General features: G+C 42.5%; 16 protein-coding genes and 3 pseudogenes. 6 read left to right on the forward strand and 13 right to left on the reverse strand.

Annotated elements, in window-relative coordinates; translation table 11 throughout:
* Nucleotides 1–69: 69 nt before the first annotated feature.
* From FTU95_RS12680 to FTU95_RS12700, 5 genes are all read right to left on the reverse strand, one after another.
* Entirely contained in the window at nucleotides 70–1,332 is a 1,263-nt protein-coding gene (locus tag FTU95_RS12680; RefSeq protein WP_100535579.1) for a carbohydrate porin, read from the reverse strand.
* Nucleotides 1,333–1,493: 161 nt separating this feature from the next.
* The gene (locus FTU95_RS12685; protein ID WP_100535580.1) at nucleotides 1,494–2,498 is read right to left on the reverse strand and encodes a transketolase family protein; all 1,005 of its coding nucleotides are present in this window, start codon (nucleotides 2,496–2,498) and stop codon (nucleotides 1,494–1,496) included.
* A gap of 13 nt (nucleotides 2,499–2,511) precedes the next feature.
* On the reverse strand, nucleotides 2,512–3,357 hold the full coding sequence (locus FTU95_RS12690) for a transketolase (protein WP_100535581.1): 846 nt from the start codon (nucleotides 3,355–3,357) through the stop codon (nucleotides 2,512–2,514).
* Between the two features lie 15 nt (nucleotides 3,358–3,372).
* Nucleotides 3,373–4,671 (reverse strand): MFS transporter, encoded by a 1,299-nt coding sequence (locus tag FTU95_RS12695; protein ID WP_180051107.1) that lies wholly within the window; start codon nucleotides 4,669–4,671, stop codon nucleotides 3,373–3,375.
* A gap of 76 nt (nucleotides 4,672–4,747) precedes the next feature.
* Nucleotides 4,748–5,497 carry an SDR family NAD(P)-dependent oxidoreductase gene (locus tag FTU95_RS12700; RefSeq protein WP_159516666.1) on the reverse strand — a complete coding sequence of 250 codons (750 nt, stop codon included), beginning with the start codon at nucleotides 5,495–5,497 and terminating at the stop codon, nucleotides 4,748–4,750.
* Nucleotides 5,498–5,677: 180 nt separating this feature from the next.
* On the opposite strand from FTU95_RS12700, the gene FTU95_RS12705 reads away from it, so the two are divergent.
* The 6 genes and pseudogenes from FTU95_RS12705 to FTU95_RS12730 form a co-directional block, all read left to right on the forward strand.
* Nucleotides 5,678–6,565: a LysR substrate-binding domain-containing protein gene (locus tag FTU95_RS12705; RefSeq protein ID WP_159516677.1), complete on the forward strand. Its 888-nt coding sequence runs from the start codon at nucleotides 5,678–5,680 to the stop codon at nucleotides 6,563–6,565.
* Between the two features lies 1 nt (nucleotide 6,566).
* Nucleotides 6,567–6,680: pseudogene (locus FTU95_RS12710) on the forward strand (IS6 family transposase); the annotation flags it as partial.
* Between the two features lie 106 nt (nucleotides 6,681–6,786).
* On the forward strand, nucleotides 6,787–7,215 hold the full coding sequence (locus FTU95_RS12715) for a transposase (protein WP_000364662.1): 429 nt from the start codon (nucleotides 6,787–6,789) through the stop codon (nucleotides 7,213–7,215).
* A complete protein-coding gene (gene tnpB / locus FTU95_RS12720; protein WP_000618090.1) occupies nucleotides 7,212–7,547 on the forward strand; it encodes an IS66 family insertion sequence element accessory protein TnpB in 336 nt (111 codons plus the stop codon). Before FTU95_RS12715 ends, tnpB begins: the two co-directional genes overlap by 4 nt.
* Nucleotides 7,548–7,621: 74 nt before the next feature.
* Nucleotides 7,622–9,268: an IS66 family transposase gene (locus FTU95_RS12725; RefSeq protein WP_180076391.1), complete on the forward strand. Its 1,647-nt coding sequence runs from the start codon at nucleotides 7,622–7,624 to the stop codon at nucleotides 9,266–9,268.
* Between the two features lie 338 nt (nucleotides 9,269–9,606).
* A pseudogene (locus tag FTU95_RS12730) lies at nucleotides 9,607–10,228 on the forward strand (potassium channel family protein); the annotation flags it as partial.
* Nucleotides 10,229–10,331: 103 nt separating this feature from the next.
* On the opposite strand, the gene FTU95_RS12735 reads toward FTU95_RS12730, so the two are convergent.
* The 8 genes and pseudogenes from FTU95_RS12735 to arsC form a co-directional block, all read right to left on the reverse strand.
* Nucleotides 10,332–11,411, reverse strand: coding sequence for an ArsO family NAD(P)H-dependent flavin-containing monooxygenase (locus FTU95_RS12735; RefSeq protein WP_005093691.1), 1,080 nt, complete (start codon nucleotides 11,409–11,411; stop codon nucleotides 10,332–10,334).
* A gap of 94 nt (nucleotides 11,412–11,505) precedes the next feature.
* Nucleotides 11,506–12,210, reverse strand: a complete 705-nt coding sequence (arsH, locus tag FTU95_RS12740) for an arsenical resistance protein ArsH (RefSeq protein WP_035337425.1) — start codon at nucleotides 12,208–12,210, stop codon at nucleotides 11,506–11,508.
* A 4-nt stretch (nucleotides 12,211–12,214) separates the two neighbouring features.
* Nucleotides 12,215–13,255: an ACR3 family arsenite efflux transporter gene (gene arsB, locus FTU95_RS12745; RefSeq protein ID WP_005093695.1), complete on the reverse strand. Its 1,041-nt coding sequence runs from the start codon at nucleotides 13,253–13,255 to the stop codon at nucleotides 12,215–12,217.
* 5 nt (nucleotides 13,256–13,260) lie between these two features.
* Nucleotides 13,261–13,734, reverse strand: a complete 474-nt coding sequence (locus tag FTU95_RS12750) for an arsenate reductase ArsC (protein ID WP_074382687.1) — start codon at nucleotides 13,732–13,734, stop codon at nucleotides 13,261–13,263.
* A gap of 6 nt (nucleotides 13,735–13,740) precedes the next feature.
* A complete protein-coding gene (locus FTU95_RS12755; protein WP_005093699.1) occupies nucleotides 13,741–14,061 on the reverse strand; it encodes a metalloregulator ArsR/SmtB family transcription factor in 321 nt (106 codons plus the stop codon).
* Between the two features lie 192 nt (nucleotides 14,062–14,253).
* A complete protein-coding gene (locus FTU95_RS15175; protein WP_354666952.1) occupies nucleotides 14,254–14,445 on the reverse strand; it encodes a thioredoxin family protein in 192 nt (63 codons plus the stop codon).
* Nucleotides 14,443–14,904 (reverse strand): annotated as a pseudogene (locus tag FTU95_RS12760) (permease); the annotation flags it as partial. The pseudogene FTU95_RS12760 and the gene FTU95_RS15175, both read right to left, overlap by 3 nt.
* A gap of 286 nt (nucleotides 14,905–15,190) precedes the next feature.
* A complete protein-coding gene (gene arsC, locus FTU95_RS12765) occupies nucleotides 15,191–15,625 on the reverse strand; it encodes an arsenate reductase (glutaredoxin) (RefSeq protein ID WP_005093706.1) in 435 nt (144 codons plus the stop codon).
* Nucleotides 15,626–15,793: the final 168 nt, after the last annotated feature.

Below are 15,793 nucleotides of genomic sequence, written 5' to 3' on the forward strand. Positions count from 1 at the left end.
CTAAATATTTTTTTAGCTAGTAAAGGAAAAGTTCGTATTTCAAAAGCTGAAATAACAATTCATTAATTTTTAAAAAATAATTTTCGAACTGAAGCCTAGTACTAAAGCGTTATTTATATAATTGGTTGCACCTGGATGGATGATGTACTGCATATTTGGTCGTAGCATTAACCATTTAACAGGGAAGTAGGAGTAATTAATTTCGAAATTATATTCAGCATCTTCATTAATATTTGAATAGTTTGCACGGAATCGGTCGCTAACACTTATTCTGTTTATTGCTAATCCAAAAATATCATTTGCATGGGTATCTAAAAGACCAATATATTTCAAACCAACTTGTTGCATATTTCCAATTTTATTCGTAGTTTTATTATGGAAACTGAAGTTCATGAATCCATATAATCCTTGATTTGGTAAATTCCTAGACGATAACTGCTGTTCTACTCCTCCCCATACTCCATATGTATTATCTTCAGACTCTCCTGTTACGATGTCCTTTTGATTATCGGCCTCATCAGAAGTATTATAAAATGCTCCTATACGATATATTCCAGGCAAGTCATTAACTGCGTTTTTAGGCTGCCATACCAACTCGACAGGAATATTAAAACCGTCTGCATCTTTTGTATCTAGATTCCATCCTTCGTTTTCTTCCAAGTTTTTTGGGTTATATTCGAATACACCAAATTGAATAAAAGCTTCAGGATTAAAACTATATTTAGACATTACTGCCCACTGGCTTACAGGTGCATTAATCCATTTATTGCCTTGCCATTTCCCCATTTGTGCACCACAAAAAGAATTATTTTGAAAGTCACAAGACATCACATTGAAATAGGTTCCCATGGCAAAACGCCCAACTCGAATACTGGTAACTGCGTTACTGAAATTCTTTTCAATCGACAGTTCTGCAAGCCTTGTACCCGAATTACCCCGACCATAATTTGCCTGTACATTGGCCAATTGCGGTGCTTGCGGATCGGAAATCTGCTCTACTGATACACTTTGCCCTTGTCTTGCCATAATTAATACTCTGACACTCACCCCGTCTACATTTATCAATTTTTCTAAATCTAAAGTTGAACCGAGTGAAAACTGGCTAACATATGTTGGGTCTTGTCGTGGGGCATATCCACCATCTGCTAAATAAGCAATATCGAGATTGGAACTAGCATCAAATTTGATTCCTTTATCTGCTAAAGCTGTTCGTTTGCCATCCCAATCCCCTGTTAAATTTGTCCGATTTACATCAAATAAGTTCTCAGCAAAACAAGCTGTATTTGTTCCAATAAGTACACTAATAAGACATAAAAAATTACTTTTTTTCATTGCACAATCCCTGCAAATTTTGAATATAAGTTTCCCTAAACAGCTAATTGAATAAGCTATTTTGAATGATTAAATTGGATTAAAAGTGGTGTGATAAAATTGCAGCATGGCGGGACTCCTGTCATACACCATGCTCAATTCACTAACAGAGTTGGACTCTCTTAGGTTAAGTGATTTTTAATTTTTGCTTTAACGGCTTCTGTAGAAATACCATAACGATCATGTAGTGTTGGTAATGCGCCTGCATCTAAAAATGCATCAGGTAAACCAATCATATCAAAACGTGGATGTTGCCCATTTCTTAATAGCAAGGTTCCAACTGCTTCACCTAAGCCTCCAACCACAGAATGATTCTCAGCAGTTAAAACTGGACGACCTCCTTTAGCTACTTCGTCTAAAATGGTCTGTTCATCTAATGGTTTAATCGTAGGTACATGTAATACAGAAACCTCTACCCCTTCTTTTTCTAGCTCTTCCGCTGCCTCAAGCGCACGCATGGTCAGTAATCCGGTAGAAATAATCAATAGGTCTTTACCAGGCTTAATGACTTGGGCCTTACCCAATTTAAATTGGTAGTTATATTTATCCAGTACCAATGGAACTTGACCACGCAACAAGCGCATATAAACAGGACCTTGATGAGCAGCAATCTGCGGAATAGCCTGTTCAATTTCCAAGGCATCACATGGATCAATGATCATTAGATTTGGCATTCCACGGAAAATGGCAATGTCTTCTGTTGCTTGGTGACTTGGTCCATATCCTGTAGTTAAACCAGGAAGGGCTGCTACAATTTTCACATTTAGATTATCTTCGGCAATCGCCATACAGATAAAATCGTAAGCTCGGCGTGAAGCAAAAACAGCATAAGTCGTGGCAAAAGGAACGAAACCTTCTCGAGCTAATCCAGCAGCAGCGCTCATCAAGAGTTGTTCGGCCATTCCCATTTGAAAGAACTTGTCTGGATTTTGATTCGCGAAAATATGTAAATCTGTATATTTGGATAGATCTGCTGATAATCCAACAATATCATCACGCTCTTTCGCTAGTGCATTTAAAGCATGTCCAAATGGTGCAGACTTGGTTGGTTGCCCTTCTGCAGCAATAGAAGCAATCATGGCAGACGTTTTTAATTTTTTCTTAGGAGAGTTCGCTAATTGGCTCATGGATCTAGACTCCTTATTTGCCGTAATGGGTTAATATATTTAAAGCTTCATCCCATTCACGTTCATCCACGCGAATAAAATGTGTTTTTTCACGGCTTTCTAAAAATGAAACACCTTTACCCATTTTGGTATCGCAAATAATGACCCTTGGGCATGTTCCTTCGTGACTTTTCGCTTGATCGAAAGCATCAAGTAAAGCTTCCATATTGTTGCCATCTACGCGTTGGGTATACCAACCAAAAGACTGCCAACGATCTACAATCGGTTCAAAAGCTAGAATTTCACTTGAATGCCCATCGGCTTGCTGATTATTCACATCAATAATTGCGATGAGATTATCTAATTTCCAATGTGAAGCTGACATGACAGCTTCCCATGTCGAGCCCTCATTCAGCTCACCGTCTGATAGGAAGTTATAAACAAAAGATTCTGATTTCTTTTGCTTTAATCCGAGGCAAGCACCTACCGCAATGCCTAAACCATGACCCAATGAACCACCTGTGATTTCCATACCAGGGGTATACGTTGCCATGCCTGACATAGGTAAACGACTGTCATCAGAACCATAAGTTTCTAGTTCTTGAAGTGGAATAACTTTTGCTTCGATCAAAGCTGCATATAAAGCAATTGCATAATGACCTATTGAAAGATAAAAGCGATCTCGTCCTTCCCACTCAGGATTCTCAGGCTGATATTTCATTGCATGAAAATAAGAAACTGCAAGTAGATCAGCTGCACCTAAGGCCTGCCCAACATAACCTTGGCCCTGTACTTGTCCCATACGTAACGCATGTTGACGAATGTTATAGGCACGTTGCTGTAGTTCAGCAATACGAGCTTCTTTATTAATATTTGACATGATTAACTTCTCTTATTAACGATTAACAAGTTTTGCTGGAACGCGCGTTACCAGTGTGGCACCGACAAGTAAAACTGCTGTGATTAAGAACATACCTATGGCATTAGAACCTGTATTAGTCGTAATCCAGCCGATGAGAAATGGAGAACAAAATCCAGCGAGATTGGCAAAACTATTGATTCCAGCAATACCAGCAGCGGCTGAAACACCACCTAAAAAGTTGGTTGGCAACATCCAAAACAAAGAAGATGCAGTGAGTACACCCGATGCCGCAATACATAAACAAATCAGCGATAGGGTTAGATTTGAGGCAAACAATGTTGCGAAGGTCAGTGCAATTGCACCAGCACACATAGGAATAATTAAATGCCAGCGACGCTCTCTAAAGTGATCTCCGCTACGGCCTGCTAACAGCATTACAACTATGGCACACATATAAGGCAGGCTGGTCAACAAGCCAATATGCCAGTTGTCACTAATACCCGAGTTACGAATTAATGTCGGCAACCAGAAAGTAATTGCATATTGTCCCATTACGACACAAAAGTAGATTCCAGCAAGTAACCACAAGCGTTTATCACTAATGAAGTCTTTAATACTGCTATGCCCTTCTTTCTGCTGATTATCTTGTGAAATTTCTTGTTGAACTAAATTCTTTTCAGCACTTGTTAACCAATGTGCATCTTGAACAGAATCTTTAAGAACTGCGAGGACTAACAAACCAACAACCACTGTAGGTATAGCTTCAAGTACAAACATCCATTGCCAACCATGCCACCCTTGCACATTGTTCATTTGGTCCATGATTAAGCCAGATAGAGGCCCACCGATCATTCCTGAAATTGGAATCGCAATAAACCAAAGCACAGTCATACGGGCCCGACGATAAGAGGGGAACCAATATGTAAGATAAAGTAATAGACCTGGCGCTAATCCAGCTTCAGCAACACCAAGTAAGAAGCGTAAGGTATAGAATTGCCACTCTGTTTCAACAAATGCAAAACAGCCTGACAAAATACCCCATGTAATCATGATGCGAGCAATCCATCGTCTGGCGCCTACTTTGTGTAATACAATATTGCTGGGTACTTCACATAAGAAATATCCAATAAAGAAAATACCTGCACCGAGGCCGTATACAGCTTCACTAAACTGTAAATCACTCATCATTTGAAGTTTGGCAAAGCCAACATTTACGCGATCTAGGTAGGCACAAAAATAACAAAGCATTAAAAATGGCATCAGCCGAAATGCAATTTTCCGATATGCTGATTTACGAATAGCATCCGTATTAGATGAAAGTACAGTATCCATCATGCGAGTCCCTTTACACTTGGCCACAATATCCTCTCGTGACCATGATGTTATTTTAAATGTTTAACACTGAACTTTAGTGAATAAGCATGCCGCCATTTACATCTAACGTTATACCCGTTAGATAAGTAGATAAATCACTGGCTAAAAAGAGTGCAGCATTTGCAACATCTTGGGCTTTGCCTAAACGCCCAAGTGGAATTCCAGCCAGAATGTCATGACGTCGGTCATCATTCATCAGTCCGCCAGTAATATCGGTATGTATAAGACCTGGCGTAAGTGAGTTCACACGAATGTTATCTGCACCAAATTCACGTGCCATTGCTTTTGCCAACCCTAGAACCCCAGCTTTAGCAGCACTGTAATGAGGGCCACCAAAAATACCACCGCCACGTTGTGCTGAAACTGAAGATAAGCAAACAATACTTCCACTACCATTTTCTTTCATAGATGGAATCACGGCTTGCGACATAATGAGTGTGCCACGTAGGCTAACATCTAAAATTCGATCGTAATCATTACGTTTAATATCAAGTGTTTTTACAGGTTGGGTAATACCTGCATTATTGACCAAAATATCTATCTTTCCATATTGCTGAAGTGCTTGCTGAACAGCTGCATGTGCCTGCTCTTCATTGGCTACATTTGCAGCAAGACCCAAATGCCCTTCACCTAGTGCTTTTGCTGCATTCTGACTTTGGACAAGATCTAAATCTACAATAATGACTTTTGCACCGTGTTGCGCAAAGATTTCTGCTGTTGCACGCCCGATACCACGCTCAGATGCAGCACCTGTGATTAACGCTACTTTTCCTTGTAATAACATTTGTCGTTCTTCCTCATTCATTTATTTTCTTCCTAATTAGTCTCGCTGTTTTTATAAGTCGCAGCAATAAGGTTAAACTCAACTAGACATGAATAAAATTCATGTCTGTGATATTTTAGGTAGTGATTTAAAATAAAAATGGATTTTTATAGCATGAGTAGTGAAAAAAATTACAATCAGGTGCCTGCAATTAAAACCTTACAAGCTTTTGAACAAACTGCTCGATTAGGAAATGTGGCAAAAGCAGCAGAGGTTTTAAGTCTCACACCATCTGCTGTCAGTCATCAAATAGCAAAATTAGAAGAAATGATTGGTCAAAGTTTATTTATAAGAGGCGCACGAGGAGTTACTTTAACGCCTTCAGGTGAGCGTTATTATCAAGATGTAACGACTATCCTGCATAATTTGATGTTAGCAACTGAACAAGCATCAGATAAAAGCCCAAAAGATAGCTTATATATCCATTCTTCTCCTAGCTTTGGACTTCTGTGGCTATTGCCAAGATTGGAATCATTTAAAGAACAATATCCTCTTATTCAGGTGAATTTATCTTGCTCTTATGAAAACCTTCATTTTACGCGTGATAAAATTGATATTGATATTCGTCATGGTATTCCCAATTGGACAGGTGTCGAAATTAGAACCGTTCGAAGTGAAAAACTAGAAGTTCTTGCCTCCCCTAAACTACTTGAACGTAGTCCAGTAACTAAGCCTAAAGATTTATTAAAAAAAGAATTAATTTTATCAAAGTCTACTCTCGTGACATGGCCCCAATGGTTTGCTCACCAAGGATTAAGTGTTCCTGAATTTCCTTATACTTTTAGTTTTGATCGCTCTTACATGTCACTTGAAGCAGCCACACATGGACTCGGATTCGTCCTTGAAAGCAATTTACTTACCCAAAATTATTTAGAGTCAGGAAAACTTGTCAAAGTCTTCCCTGATGACTTATCCGTGCCCATATCCGCACACCACTTAGTTTATCCACGTACCCATGAGAACATTCTCAAAGTGAACCATTTTTTAAACTGGATTAATGAAGAAATTAACAAAAGTAGTGAATGGTAAAACTTTTAAAAGTATTGAAGTCATGCGTGCACTACGTAAAGGACAACCATCGTCATTCTATTATGGTCAGCCTCAGGGTGAAGTGTGTCTAATCAACAGGGTTTCCGGTCTCTAAGCACTTTTTAAAGGGAACATCATCGGTAAGCGTCCGCTGAACCCCACTTTTTCTAACTCATTAATACCGCGATAGTGTCCACTTAAATTTAAGTGGACACCTATTTATGGATTTAAAGACAGTTATAGACAGTGCACCAACGCTAAAAAAGCCCCGTCGAACCTTCACAGCTGAATTTAAACATCAACTTATTCAGCAATGCCAGCAGCCAGATACATCAGTGGCCAAGGTAGCAATGCAACATCAGATCAATGCCAATCTGCTACATAAATGGATTCGTCAGTCCAGATCAATGCCCCCTGCATTAAAAACCCCATCCATTCCACAGACTGACTTTCTTCCGGTCATTCTTCACCCGACGCCAGTCAAACAAGAAGCACCTCTACCACCTGTGCCAGAGAAGAAAGCTGTCGCTCATATCAGGATTCCATTACATGAGGCACCAAGTTCCGCAAGGGATCAGATGATCGAGATCGACTGGCCGGTGGAGTCAGTAACTGAATTACTGTTGCTGATCCAGGGTTTGACTCAATGATTCGTATTGATGAGATCTGGTTGTCTACCCAGCCGATGGACATGCGTGCAGGGATGGATACAGCCATGGCTCAGGTGCTGAGAGCCTTTGGCTACATCAAACCGCATTGCGCTTACCTGTTCTGTAATAAGCGTGGCCATCGTATGAAAGTGCTGGTGCATGATGGACTGGGTATCTGGCTGTGTGCCCGGCGGCTGGAACAGGGGAAATTCCACTGGGCTAAAGTTCACCAGGGTGAAAGTATGGCGATCAGCCCGGAGCAGTTACAGGCACTGATCCAGGGTTTGCCCTGGCAAAGAATCGGACTGCAGCAAGTGGTAACAATGCTCTAAACCAGGCTCATCCATTCTGCTATTCTCCAAACGTTCTATTTCCTCTGCATCATGACCTCAGGCATACTGCGGTCATGAATACGCTGCCTGATTTAAGCCAACTGACCCATGAACAACTGCTGGAATTTACCAGACAGTTGGCGATGCAGCATCAGTCTCTGGCACAATCTAAACAACAACTGGAACAATCAAATCAGCAATTAGATGCCAGAGTTCAACATCTTGAAGTCACCAATCAGCAATTAGATTCTAAAGTTCAACATCTTTCTATTCTCAATCAAAAATACGAGCATGAGCTTGCACTATTTAAACAGCATAAATTCGGCAGTAAAAACGAACATCTCACCGCAAAACAAATCCATCTCTGGGATGAAGCGGTTGAAGAAGATATTGCAGCGGTTGATCTGGAACTGGAACGGCTAAATGCAGATAAAACCAATGCAGCTGCACAGAAAGCCCCAGTCAACAAACCTAAACGTCGGCTGTTGCCAGATCATCTACACACCCTCCGTATTGAGCATGAACCTGCATCAACCCAATGTGCTTGTGGCTGTACCTTGCGTCGTATCGGTGAAGATGTCAGTGAAAAACTGAATTTCAGACCGGCACAGTTCTATAAGGAACAGCATGTGCGTGGTAAATGGGTCTGTGATCAGTGTGACACTCTGACTCAGCAAGCGATGCCAGCCTATGTGATTGATAAAGGCATTGCTTCACCTGAATTGCTTAGCCATGTGCTGGTGTCAAAGTATGCCGATCATTTGCCTTTGTACCGTCAACGTCAAATCTTTCTACGCGCAGGTGTTGATCTGTCTAGATCAACGTTATCTGACTGGATTGGCCGCTGTGGGGTGGAACTGGAACCTCTGGCCAATGCCTTAAAACAGGTGGTACTGCAACAGCAGGTGATCCATGCAGATGAAACACCGGTGACGGTCATGCAGATGGGTGAAAATGAGAAAAAGCCCAAAAAAGGTTATGTCTGGGCCTATGCCACCACACAGTACAATCCAGTTCAGGCAGTGATCTATGACTTTCAAGATAGCCGTTCTGGCCAGCATGCTGAAGACTTCCTGAAAGGCTGGCAGGGTCATTTGGTCTGTGATGATTACAGTGGTTATAAAGCACGCTTTAGATCAGGTCAGGTCATTGAGGTGGGCTGCATGGCACATGCACGTCGTAAATTCCATGAACTACATGTGACCAAGAAAAGTCAGGTCGCTGAACAGGCATTAGTGCTGATTCAGAAATTATATGCGATAGAAGCAGAACTCAGGAAAAAGACCGATGGTACGGCAGAACAGCGCCGCGAATACCGACAACAGCATAGTCAACCGGTGATGCAACAACTGTATGAATGGCTCAACCAACATTATCTGACGGTGCCATCGAGTTCTCCAACCGCCAAGGCCATCAATTACACTCTGAAGCGTTGGCCAGCTTTAAGCCGCTATCTGGATGATGGCAATCTACCTATAGATAATAATTGGGTGGAAAACCAGATGCGACCTTGGGCGTTGGGACGTAAGAATTGGCTATTTGCAGGTTCGCTGCGCAGCGGTCAGCGAGCAGCCAATATCATGACATTAATCCAGTCAGCAAAGCTGAATGGGCTGGATCCGTATGCCTATTTAAGTGATGTTCTGAAAAGGTTGCCGACACATAAAGTGACCCAAATAGAAGAATTACTGCCACACCGCTGGAAATCCAACTCAAATTAAAAAATAGGCATGGGGTTCAGCGGACGCTTACCATCATCGACTCAAATCTCTATTTGCAACAGTGCCTCTCCGACAATCTTGGTACAGTTCAACTTGATGATATATAAATTTTTACCATATGGTAAATTTTTATTTTAAATTAAATTTATTGAAACCAAAATCTAGGTGACTTTTATAAAATAAAAAATCTAAAAAAAGTGACCAAAACAACATTAAATGATCTAAATTGATCAAAACTTTAATTCATAAAGACTCATATACTACCTTTTAAATCATATGCTTATAATTATTATCACTTGATGTAATGAATCTCGGTGACCTTGCCAAGGTTGGGAAATATTAATTTCTTTGTACATCTGGATTTACGCTACCTGCGAATCCTTCGATTATTCAGATTACTCAAATTAACCCGTTATTTTGTCTCCCTGCAGATTTTATTGTGGGTGATCAAGCGCGAAAAAGGCTCATTTCAGGCAGTTATTTTTATCCTGCTGATCATGATCATCATTGCGGCGGCTGGGGTATATGTGGTTGAAAACAAGGCACAACCGGAAGTCTTTAGCTCCATCCCTGCGTCCATGTGGTGGGCGGTGGTGACGCTGACCACAGTCGGCTATGGCGATGTGACACCAATCACCCCCTTAGGCCGCTTTCTGGGGGCTTTAATTACCATTTTAGGGGTAGGTCTGGCAGCACTTCCTGCGGGTATTCTGGCCAATGAGCTGAGACAACGCAAACACAAGCTGGAATTAAGATTTCGTGAACTGCTTGATGACGCAGAAATTGACTTGATTGAAGATCAAGAAAAAATTGAAACTTTACGTAAAGAAGTCGGGCTGAGCACAGAGCAAATGCAGGATATCCTGTTAGAGCTTATTCATGAGCGCAAGAAAGAACAACTCGAGCAGGAAAAAAACAAGTTTCTTCTGCCCGCATTGTGGGCATAAGTTACCTGATTAAAAGGTAGCCAGATCATCGCGAGCATCAGACCATAGGATATGATACTTGTTGCAGGCAGATGCTATTCACTCAATTTTTTCGTTTGAAGCAGGATCAAGTCATTTCAATCTAAAAACGCAGCGATTTCATCGGCCACTGCCCTGGATGTCCGGGAAACTCCGACCAGCGTCGCCGAAGCAGCACCGGTCCATTCCCCATAACCGACCAGCCATAAATTCGGCAGCTGAACCGAGCGGCCATCCTTCACTGCGATGGTCTGGTCCTGCTGGATAATCCCGAGGCTGCTAAGATGATTCAGCGCCGCCTTAAATCCGGTACACCAGATCACTGCATCCACTTGCGCGGTGCTGCCATCTTCCCACATCACGCCATGTTCGGTAAAAGCCGAAAATGGACGCTTGCTCTGTAAAACGCCTCGCTCACGTGCCTCTTTGACTGAATCAATCATGACAATATCGCCCAGACCACCAATGGGCTGCTCGATCTTTCTACCTTGCTGCTGGGCTTTCAAACGCTCGGTCGCCCTTAAGAACAGGACACGGCCATCAACATCATCTGCCAGAAATTGCGGCGGTGTCTGGGTGATCCAAAGCGTTTCAGCTACCTGGGAAACCTCGGCCAGGATTTGCGCACCGGAGTTGCCACTACCCACGATCATGACTTTCTTGTTTTTAAATAACTCAGCATTTTTATAATCTGCTGAATGAAGTTGTATACCCTGAAAATGCTCACGACCTGCATACTCGGGAATAAATGGTTGGCTCCATGTCCCTGTAGCGCTTACCACCGCTTTGGCTTTCCAGGATTGTTCCCCGGCATAGACCTCTAAATATGTCCCTTTGTTTTCCACGCGCTCCACATGCACCGGACGAACTACAGGAAAGTGATAGCGCTGCTCATAGGCGGTCAAATAATCGATCACCTCATTGCGGGTCGGATAGGTCTGTTCGGTCGCCGGCATCATCCAGCCCGACAGCGAACTCCAGCTATTCGGGGAGAAAAGACGCAAGGACTCCCAGGCATGCTGCCAGGCACCTCCAGGCTGAGGCTGATCATCCAGGATGATAAACGGAATATTCTTGCGCTTTAAGAAATAAGCCGTGGACAAACCGGCCTGTCCAGCACCGATGATGATCACATCTGTTTCGATCTGTTTTATGTCCAAAGCCTTTTCCCCTTGCATTTTTCTGTCGTTCTTGATGCAGCATCCCGCTTTTTCAGCGGGTTTCTGCTGATTTCTCTGATTGACCGGACAGCCTGATCAAGCAAATTCAGTCTTACAAACTGCGCTGATTTACCCGTTTGGAAAGCTCTTCAGCCGATTCCTTGCGTTCTGAATAACGATCTGTCAGGTATTTGCTTTGACCACGAGTCAGCAAGGTAAATTTATACAGTTCTTCCATCACATCCACAATCCGGTCATAGAATGCTGATGGCTTCATTCGTCCATCTTCTTCAAATTCCAGGAATGCTTTTGGAATTGAAGACTGATTTGGAATCGTGATCATCCGCATCCAACGCCCCAAAACACGCATCTGGTTCAGACTGTTAAAGGACTGTGATCCCCCACTGACTTGCATCAAGGCAAGGGTTTTTCCTTGAGTGGCACGAATTGCGCCCCCTGCCAGTGGAATCCAGTCAATCTGGGATTTAAAGATGGAACTCATAGAACCATGTCGTTCCGGTGAACACCACACCATGCCTTCTGACCATGCTAAAAGTTCATGCAACTCTTTTACTTTTGGATGCTCAGTATCCGCATCTTCAGGTAAAGGAAGCCCTTTAGGATGAAAGATTTTTACTTCTGCCCCAAAATATTCAAGGATTCGACCAGCTTCAAGAACTGCAAGGCGACTGTAAGAACGTTCCCGATTAGACCCATAGAGCAGTAAAATCCGAGGAGGATGAGCTAGTTCTTTGGCTTGGACTTTTTCAAAGGTGGGTTGTTCAATAAGATTTGGATCTACGTTAGGCAGGTTCATCATATCAAGCCTCTTTAAAATATTTCTTTCTTAGCCACAGTGAAACACTCACTAAAGCAATTAACACAGGTACTTCAACCAATGGCCCAATAATCGTGGTAAAAGCAACCGGCGAAGCAATACCAAAAGTTGCAATGGCGACTGCAAGTGATAATTCAAAATTATTTCCAGCCGCAGTAAATGAGATTGCAGCAGTTTTTGGATAATCATTGCCCATCCATTTACTCATAAAGAAGCTAATAAAGAACATGGCCACAAAGTAAATGATTAAAGGAATCGCGATGCGTAAAACTTCCAGTGGAAGACTCACAACATCACCCCCTTTTAAGCTAAACATGGCCAAAATCGTAAACAGCAAAGCCATTAAACTCAGCGGGCTGATTTTTGGAATGAACCTGGTTTGATACCATTCCACGCCTTTTTGTTTCACCAAAATTAAGCGCGTTAAGAAACCCAATAAGAACGGAATTCCAAGATAAATCAGAACAGCATGGGTAATGGTCCAGAAGCTAACATTGATCACTTGAGCTTCAATACCAAAATATGGCGGAAGGAAGGTCAGGAATAACCAGGCGTAGGTACTGAAGAATAAAATCTGGAAAATACTGTTAAACGCCACCAATGCTGCAACATATTGGTTATCACCACAGGCCAGACCATTCCACACCAGTACCATGGCGATACATCGAGCTAAACCAATCAGGATCACGCCTGTCATATACTCTGGATAGCTATGCAAAAAAATCACAGCCAACGCAAACATCAGTACCGGAGCAATCAACCAGTTTTGAATTAAAGATAGCGTCAGGGTTTTTTTATCCTTAAACACTTGTGGCAAGGTCGCATAATCCACTTTTGCCAGGGGTGGATACATCATCAGAATCAGACCAATCGCGATTGGAATATTGACTGAATTAATACTGAATTGATCCAGAGCAACCGATGCTTGAGGAAAAAAGTTTCCTATTGCGATGCCTAACGCCATGGCAATAAAAATCCACAGCGTCAGGTTGCGATCTAAAAAGGACATGCGTTTTTCAGACATGTGACTTACTCAACATTCGAAATTTGATTAATCGCTGCAATCAATTGTGAGCGAGAAAGTTCATCTACGTTCAGTTTAAACAAAGTATCCAGGCGACGATTGATATGTTCAACAGTGTTCATAAAGGCTTGCATTTTTTCTTCTTTATCCACCTCTAAATGTGACGGATCAGACAGGCCCCAGTGCGCCTTGATCGCTCCGCCAAGATAAAGAGGACACGCTTCCTGTGCAGCCGCATCACAGACGGTAATCACCACGTCTGGCTGATACTGTTCACAGGCATCAATCGTCTTGCTGGATAAGCCTTTAGTCGACAAGCCCAGATTGTGCAGGGTTTCAAGCGTCAAGGGATGCACCTGACCGGAAGGTTTGCTGCCAGCACTGTAAGCGACCCAGCCTTCTGGCGCACGGCTATTGAACAACACTTCAGATAGAATGCTGCGGCAACTGTTCCCCGTGCATAAAAACAAAAATTTCATGAAAACTTACTCGCAATGGCTCTGAATCGATAGAGCGGAAGAATCAAATAAAACCGGAACGTCACTACGTTTCAGTACGTCCAGAATTTCAAAGCACCAGGCCGGTAATTGCGGATTGAGGCTGTAGTACACCCACTGGCTTTGCCGACGATCGTTGAGCAGACCGCAAGACCGCAACAAGGCCAAATGCCGTGAAATTTTTGGTTGGCTTAACTGCAGTTTATCGGTCAGATCACAGACGCATTGCTCTTTATTTTCCGCAATCAGCAGGACAATACTGAGACGTGTTTCATCAGATAAACATTTAAAAAACTGAACGTGGTCCATAGCTGCTCCCCTTCTATTATGCAAATATATACATATCCATATATATAGTAAATAGTACAAGTGAAAAATTATATCTGGATCAGGATATCACAGCCAGAAAGCGCTGGATTTAACAGTTTCCCTCTTCTTCCAATATAGAAAAACCAGCGACTTGAACCACTGGTTTTCTTCGCTACAACTTTAATTTTGAAGTTATTTATTTTTCTCGATCAGTTCCGCGATAGCCTGAGCTTCCAGAATTTTACCACTCGATACGATTTTACTGTCAATCATCAGACCCGGTGTGCTTAACAGTCCGGTTTCGGCAATCTGCATCATATCCGTGACATACTCAATGTCCGCTTTGACACCGGTGCTTTTCACTGCTTCTTCAGTTGCAGCCAACAGGGCCTTTTTCCAGTTAAAAATACTGGCCAATAAAATAATCGAAGCCAGATCGACTAAGGGAGATGAAATCAGAAAGGAAAAGGTCACCCCCACAGGCAGTCCGGCACGGGTAAAACCGATAAACAGCGGAATGGAAGAACAGGAACAAAATGGGGTAATGGTGCCGAGCAAGGCCCCCATGATATTGGCTTTGATCCCGGTCATGCGTCCCAGAATCTGCCGGGTGCGTTCAGGCGGAAAATTACTCTGGATATACGACAGGCTATAGATCAGGACTGAGAGCAGAATAAAGATCTTAAAAACATCATAAATAAAGAAGTGAATACTGCCACCGAGCCGGGTCACCACCGATAAACCGAAGACATTTTCGACCAGCCAGCGCACGCCTTCCGAGAGCCAGGTCATTTTAAGCAGCACATCATTCAGCCAGGCAAAAATCGCGATTATGCTTTCCATTTAAAGCTCCTGGTTTTAGGGGGATGAGATCAGGTCGATGCACTCATCGGCAGATTTTTGAACCATTGACCTGCGCAACAGTTTCCAGTCGGTAGCCTGTGTAAGATTTGAAAAATGGTACTCTCTGTCAAAACCTGATACGGGGAAACTGCCTGCTGATGATCCAATTCCTTTATCCTTCAAGAACCTATTTCATTCAGTATGTAAATGATATGGATCATCGTCCATGTGTTTTTCAGATAAAAAAGCTCCAATCAAGTTGAAGCTTTTTCGTAGGGGGGACACTTTATTTTACCCGATTGCCCTGTTGATCCACGATGATTTCACCGTCTTCTTTGGCAAAGGCTTTTAATTGTGGCGAAGGCAGAATATCCAGTACCACTTCCGATGGGCGGCATAATCGGGTTCCAAGCTCGGTAACCACCAACGGGCGGTTGATCAGGATCGGATGTTGCAGCATGGCATCAAGCAGTTTCTCATCGCTCCAGCCGGCATCATCTAGATTCAGCTCGGTATAGGGATCGACATTTTTACGGAGCGCATCTCTTACCGATAAACCTGCATCAGAAATCAGTTGAATCAGCTCATCACGAGAAGGAGGCGTAACTAGATATTCGATCACTTCAGGCTCAATTCCCGCATTGCGAATTAAAGCCAGCGTATTGCGTGAGGTACCACAGGCTGGATTATGATAAATTTGGACTTTTGGCATTTGATCCATGAGCTTTACTCTTATCAATGAATCATAGCTTTATATATGAATATACGCATATTCGCAATATAAAATATATGTGTTTTTCAGATGTAACCTGATATGAGAAGTCCAAAATCATTTGAAGCAGTTTCAAAATGAATAGTCTCTTCTAGCTCTAGATTATTGGATCACTTC

This window comes from Acinetobacter sp. YH12208 (assembly GCF_013418055.1).
Classification (GTDB): Bacteria; Pseudomonadota; Gammaproteobacteria; order Pseudomonadales; family Moraxellaceae; genus Acinetobacter; species Acinetobacter pseudolwoffii.

What these genes read in the sequence shown, in the direction of transcription:
- FTU95_RS12725 (WP_180076391.1), top strand. Translation starts at nt 7,622, where the DNA reads ATGAATACGCTGCCTGATTTAAGCCAACTGACCCATGAACAACTGCTG.
- FTU95_RS12695 (WP_180051107.1), bottom strand. Translation starts at nt 4,671, where the DNA reads ATGGATACTGTACTTTCATCTAATACGGATGCTATTCGTAAATCAGCA.
- FTU95_RS12750 (WP_074382687.1), bottom strand. Translation starts at nt 13,734, where the DNA reads ATGAAATTTTTGTTTTTATGCACGGGGAACAGTTGCCGCAGCATTCTA.
- arsH (WP_035337425.1), bottom strand. Translation starts at nt 12,210, where the DNA reads ATGAACCTGCCTAACGTAGATCCAAATCTTATTGAACAACCCACCTTT.
- arsB (WP_005093695.1), bottom strand. Translation starts at nt 13,255, where the DNA reads ATGTCTGAAAAACGCATGTCCTTTTTAGATCGCAACCTGACGCTGTGG.
- arsC (WP_005093706.1), bottom strand. Translation starts at nt 15,625, where the DNA reads ATGGATCAAATGCCAAAAGTCCAAATTTATCATAATCCAGCCTGTGGT.
- FTU95_RS12690 (WP_100535581.1), bottom strand. Translation starts at nt 3,357, where the DNA reads ATGTCAAATATTAATAAAGAAGCTCGTATTGCTGAACTACAGCAACGT.
- FTU95_RS12735 (WP_005093691.1), bottom strand. Translation starts at nt 11,411, where the DNA reads ATGCAAGGGGAAAAGGCTTTGGACATAAAACAGATCGAAACAGATGTG.
- FTU95_RS12680 (WP_100535579.1), bottom strand. Translation starts at nt 1,332, where the DNA reads ATGAAAAAAAGTAATTTTTTATGTCTTATTAGTGTACTTATTGGAACA.
- tnpB (WP_000618090.1), top strand. Translation starts at nt 7,212, where the DNA reads ATGATTCGTATTGATGAGATCTGGTTGTCTACCCAGCCGATGGACATG.
- FTU95_RS12685 (WP_100535580.1), bottom strand. Translation starts at nt 2,498, where the DNA reads ATGAGCCAATTAGCGAACTCTCCTAAGAAAAAATTAAAAACGTCTGCC.
- FTU95_RS12715 (WP_000364662.1), top strand. Translation starts at nt 6,787, where the DNA reads ATGGATTTAAAGACAGTTATAGACAGTGCACCAACGCTAAAAAAGCCC.
- FTU95_RS12700 (WP_159516666.1), bottom strand. Translation starts at nt 5,497, where the DNA reads ATGTTATTACAAGGAAAAGTAGCGTTAATCACAGGTGCTGCATCTGAG.
- FTU95_RS12755 (WP_005093699.1), bottom strand. Translation starts at nt 14,061, where the DNA reads ATGGACCACGTTCAGTTTTTTAAATGTTTATCTGATGAAACACGTCTC.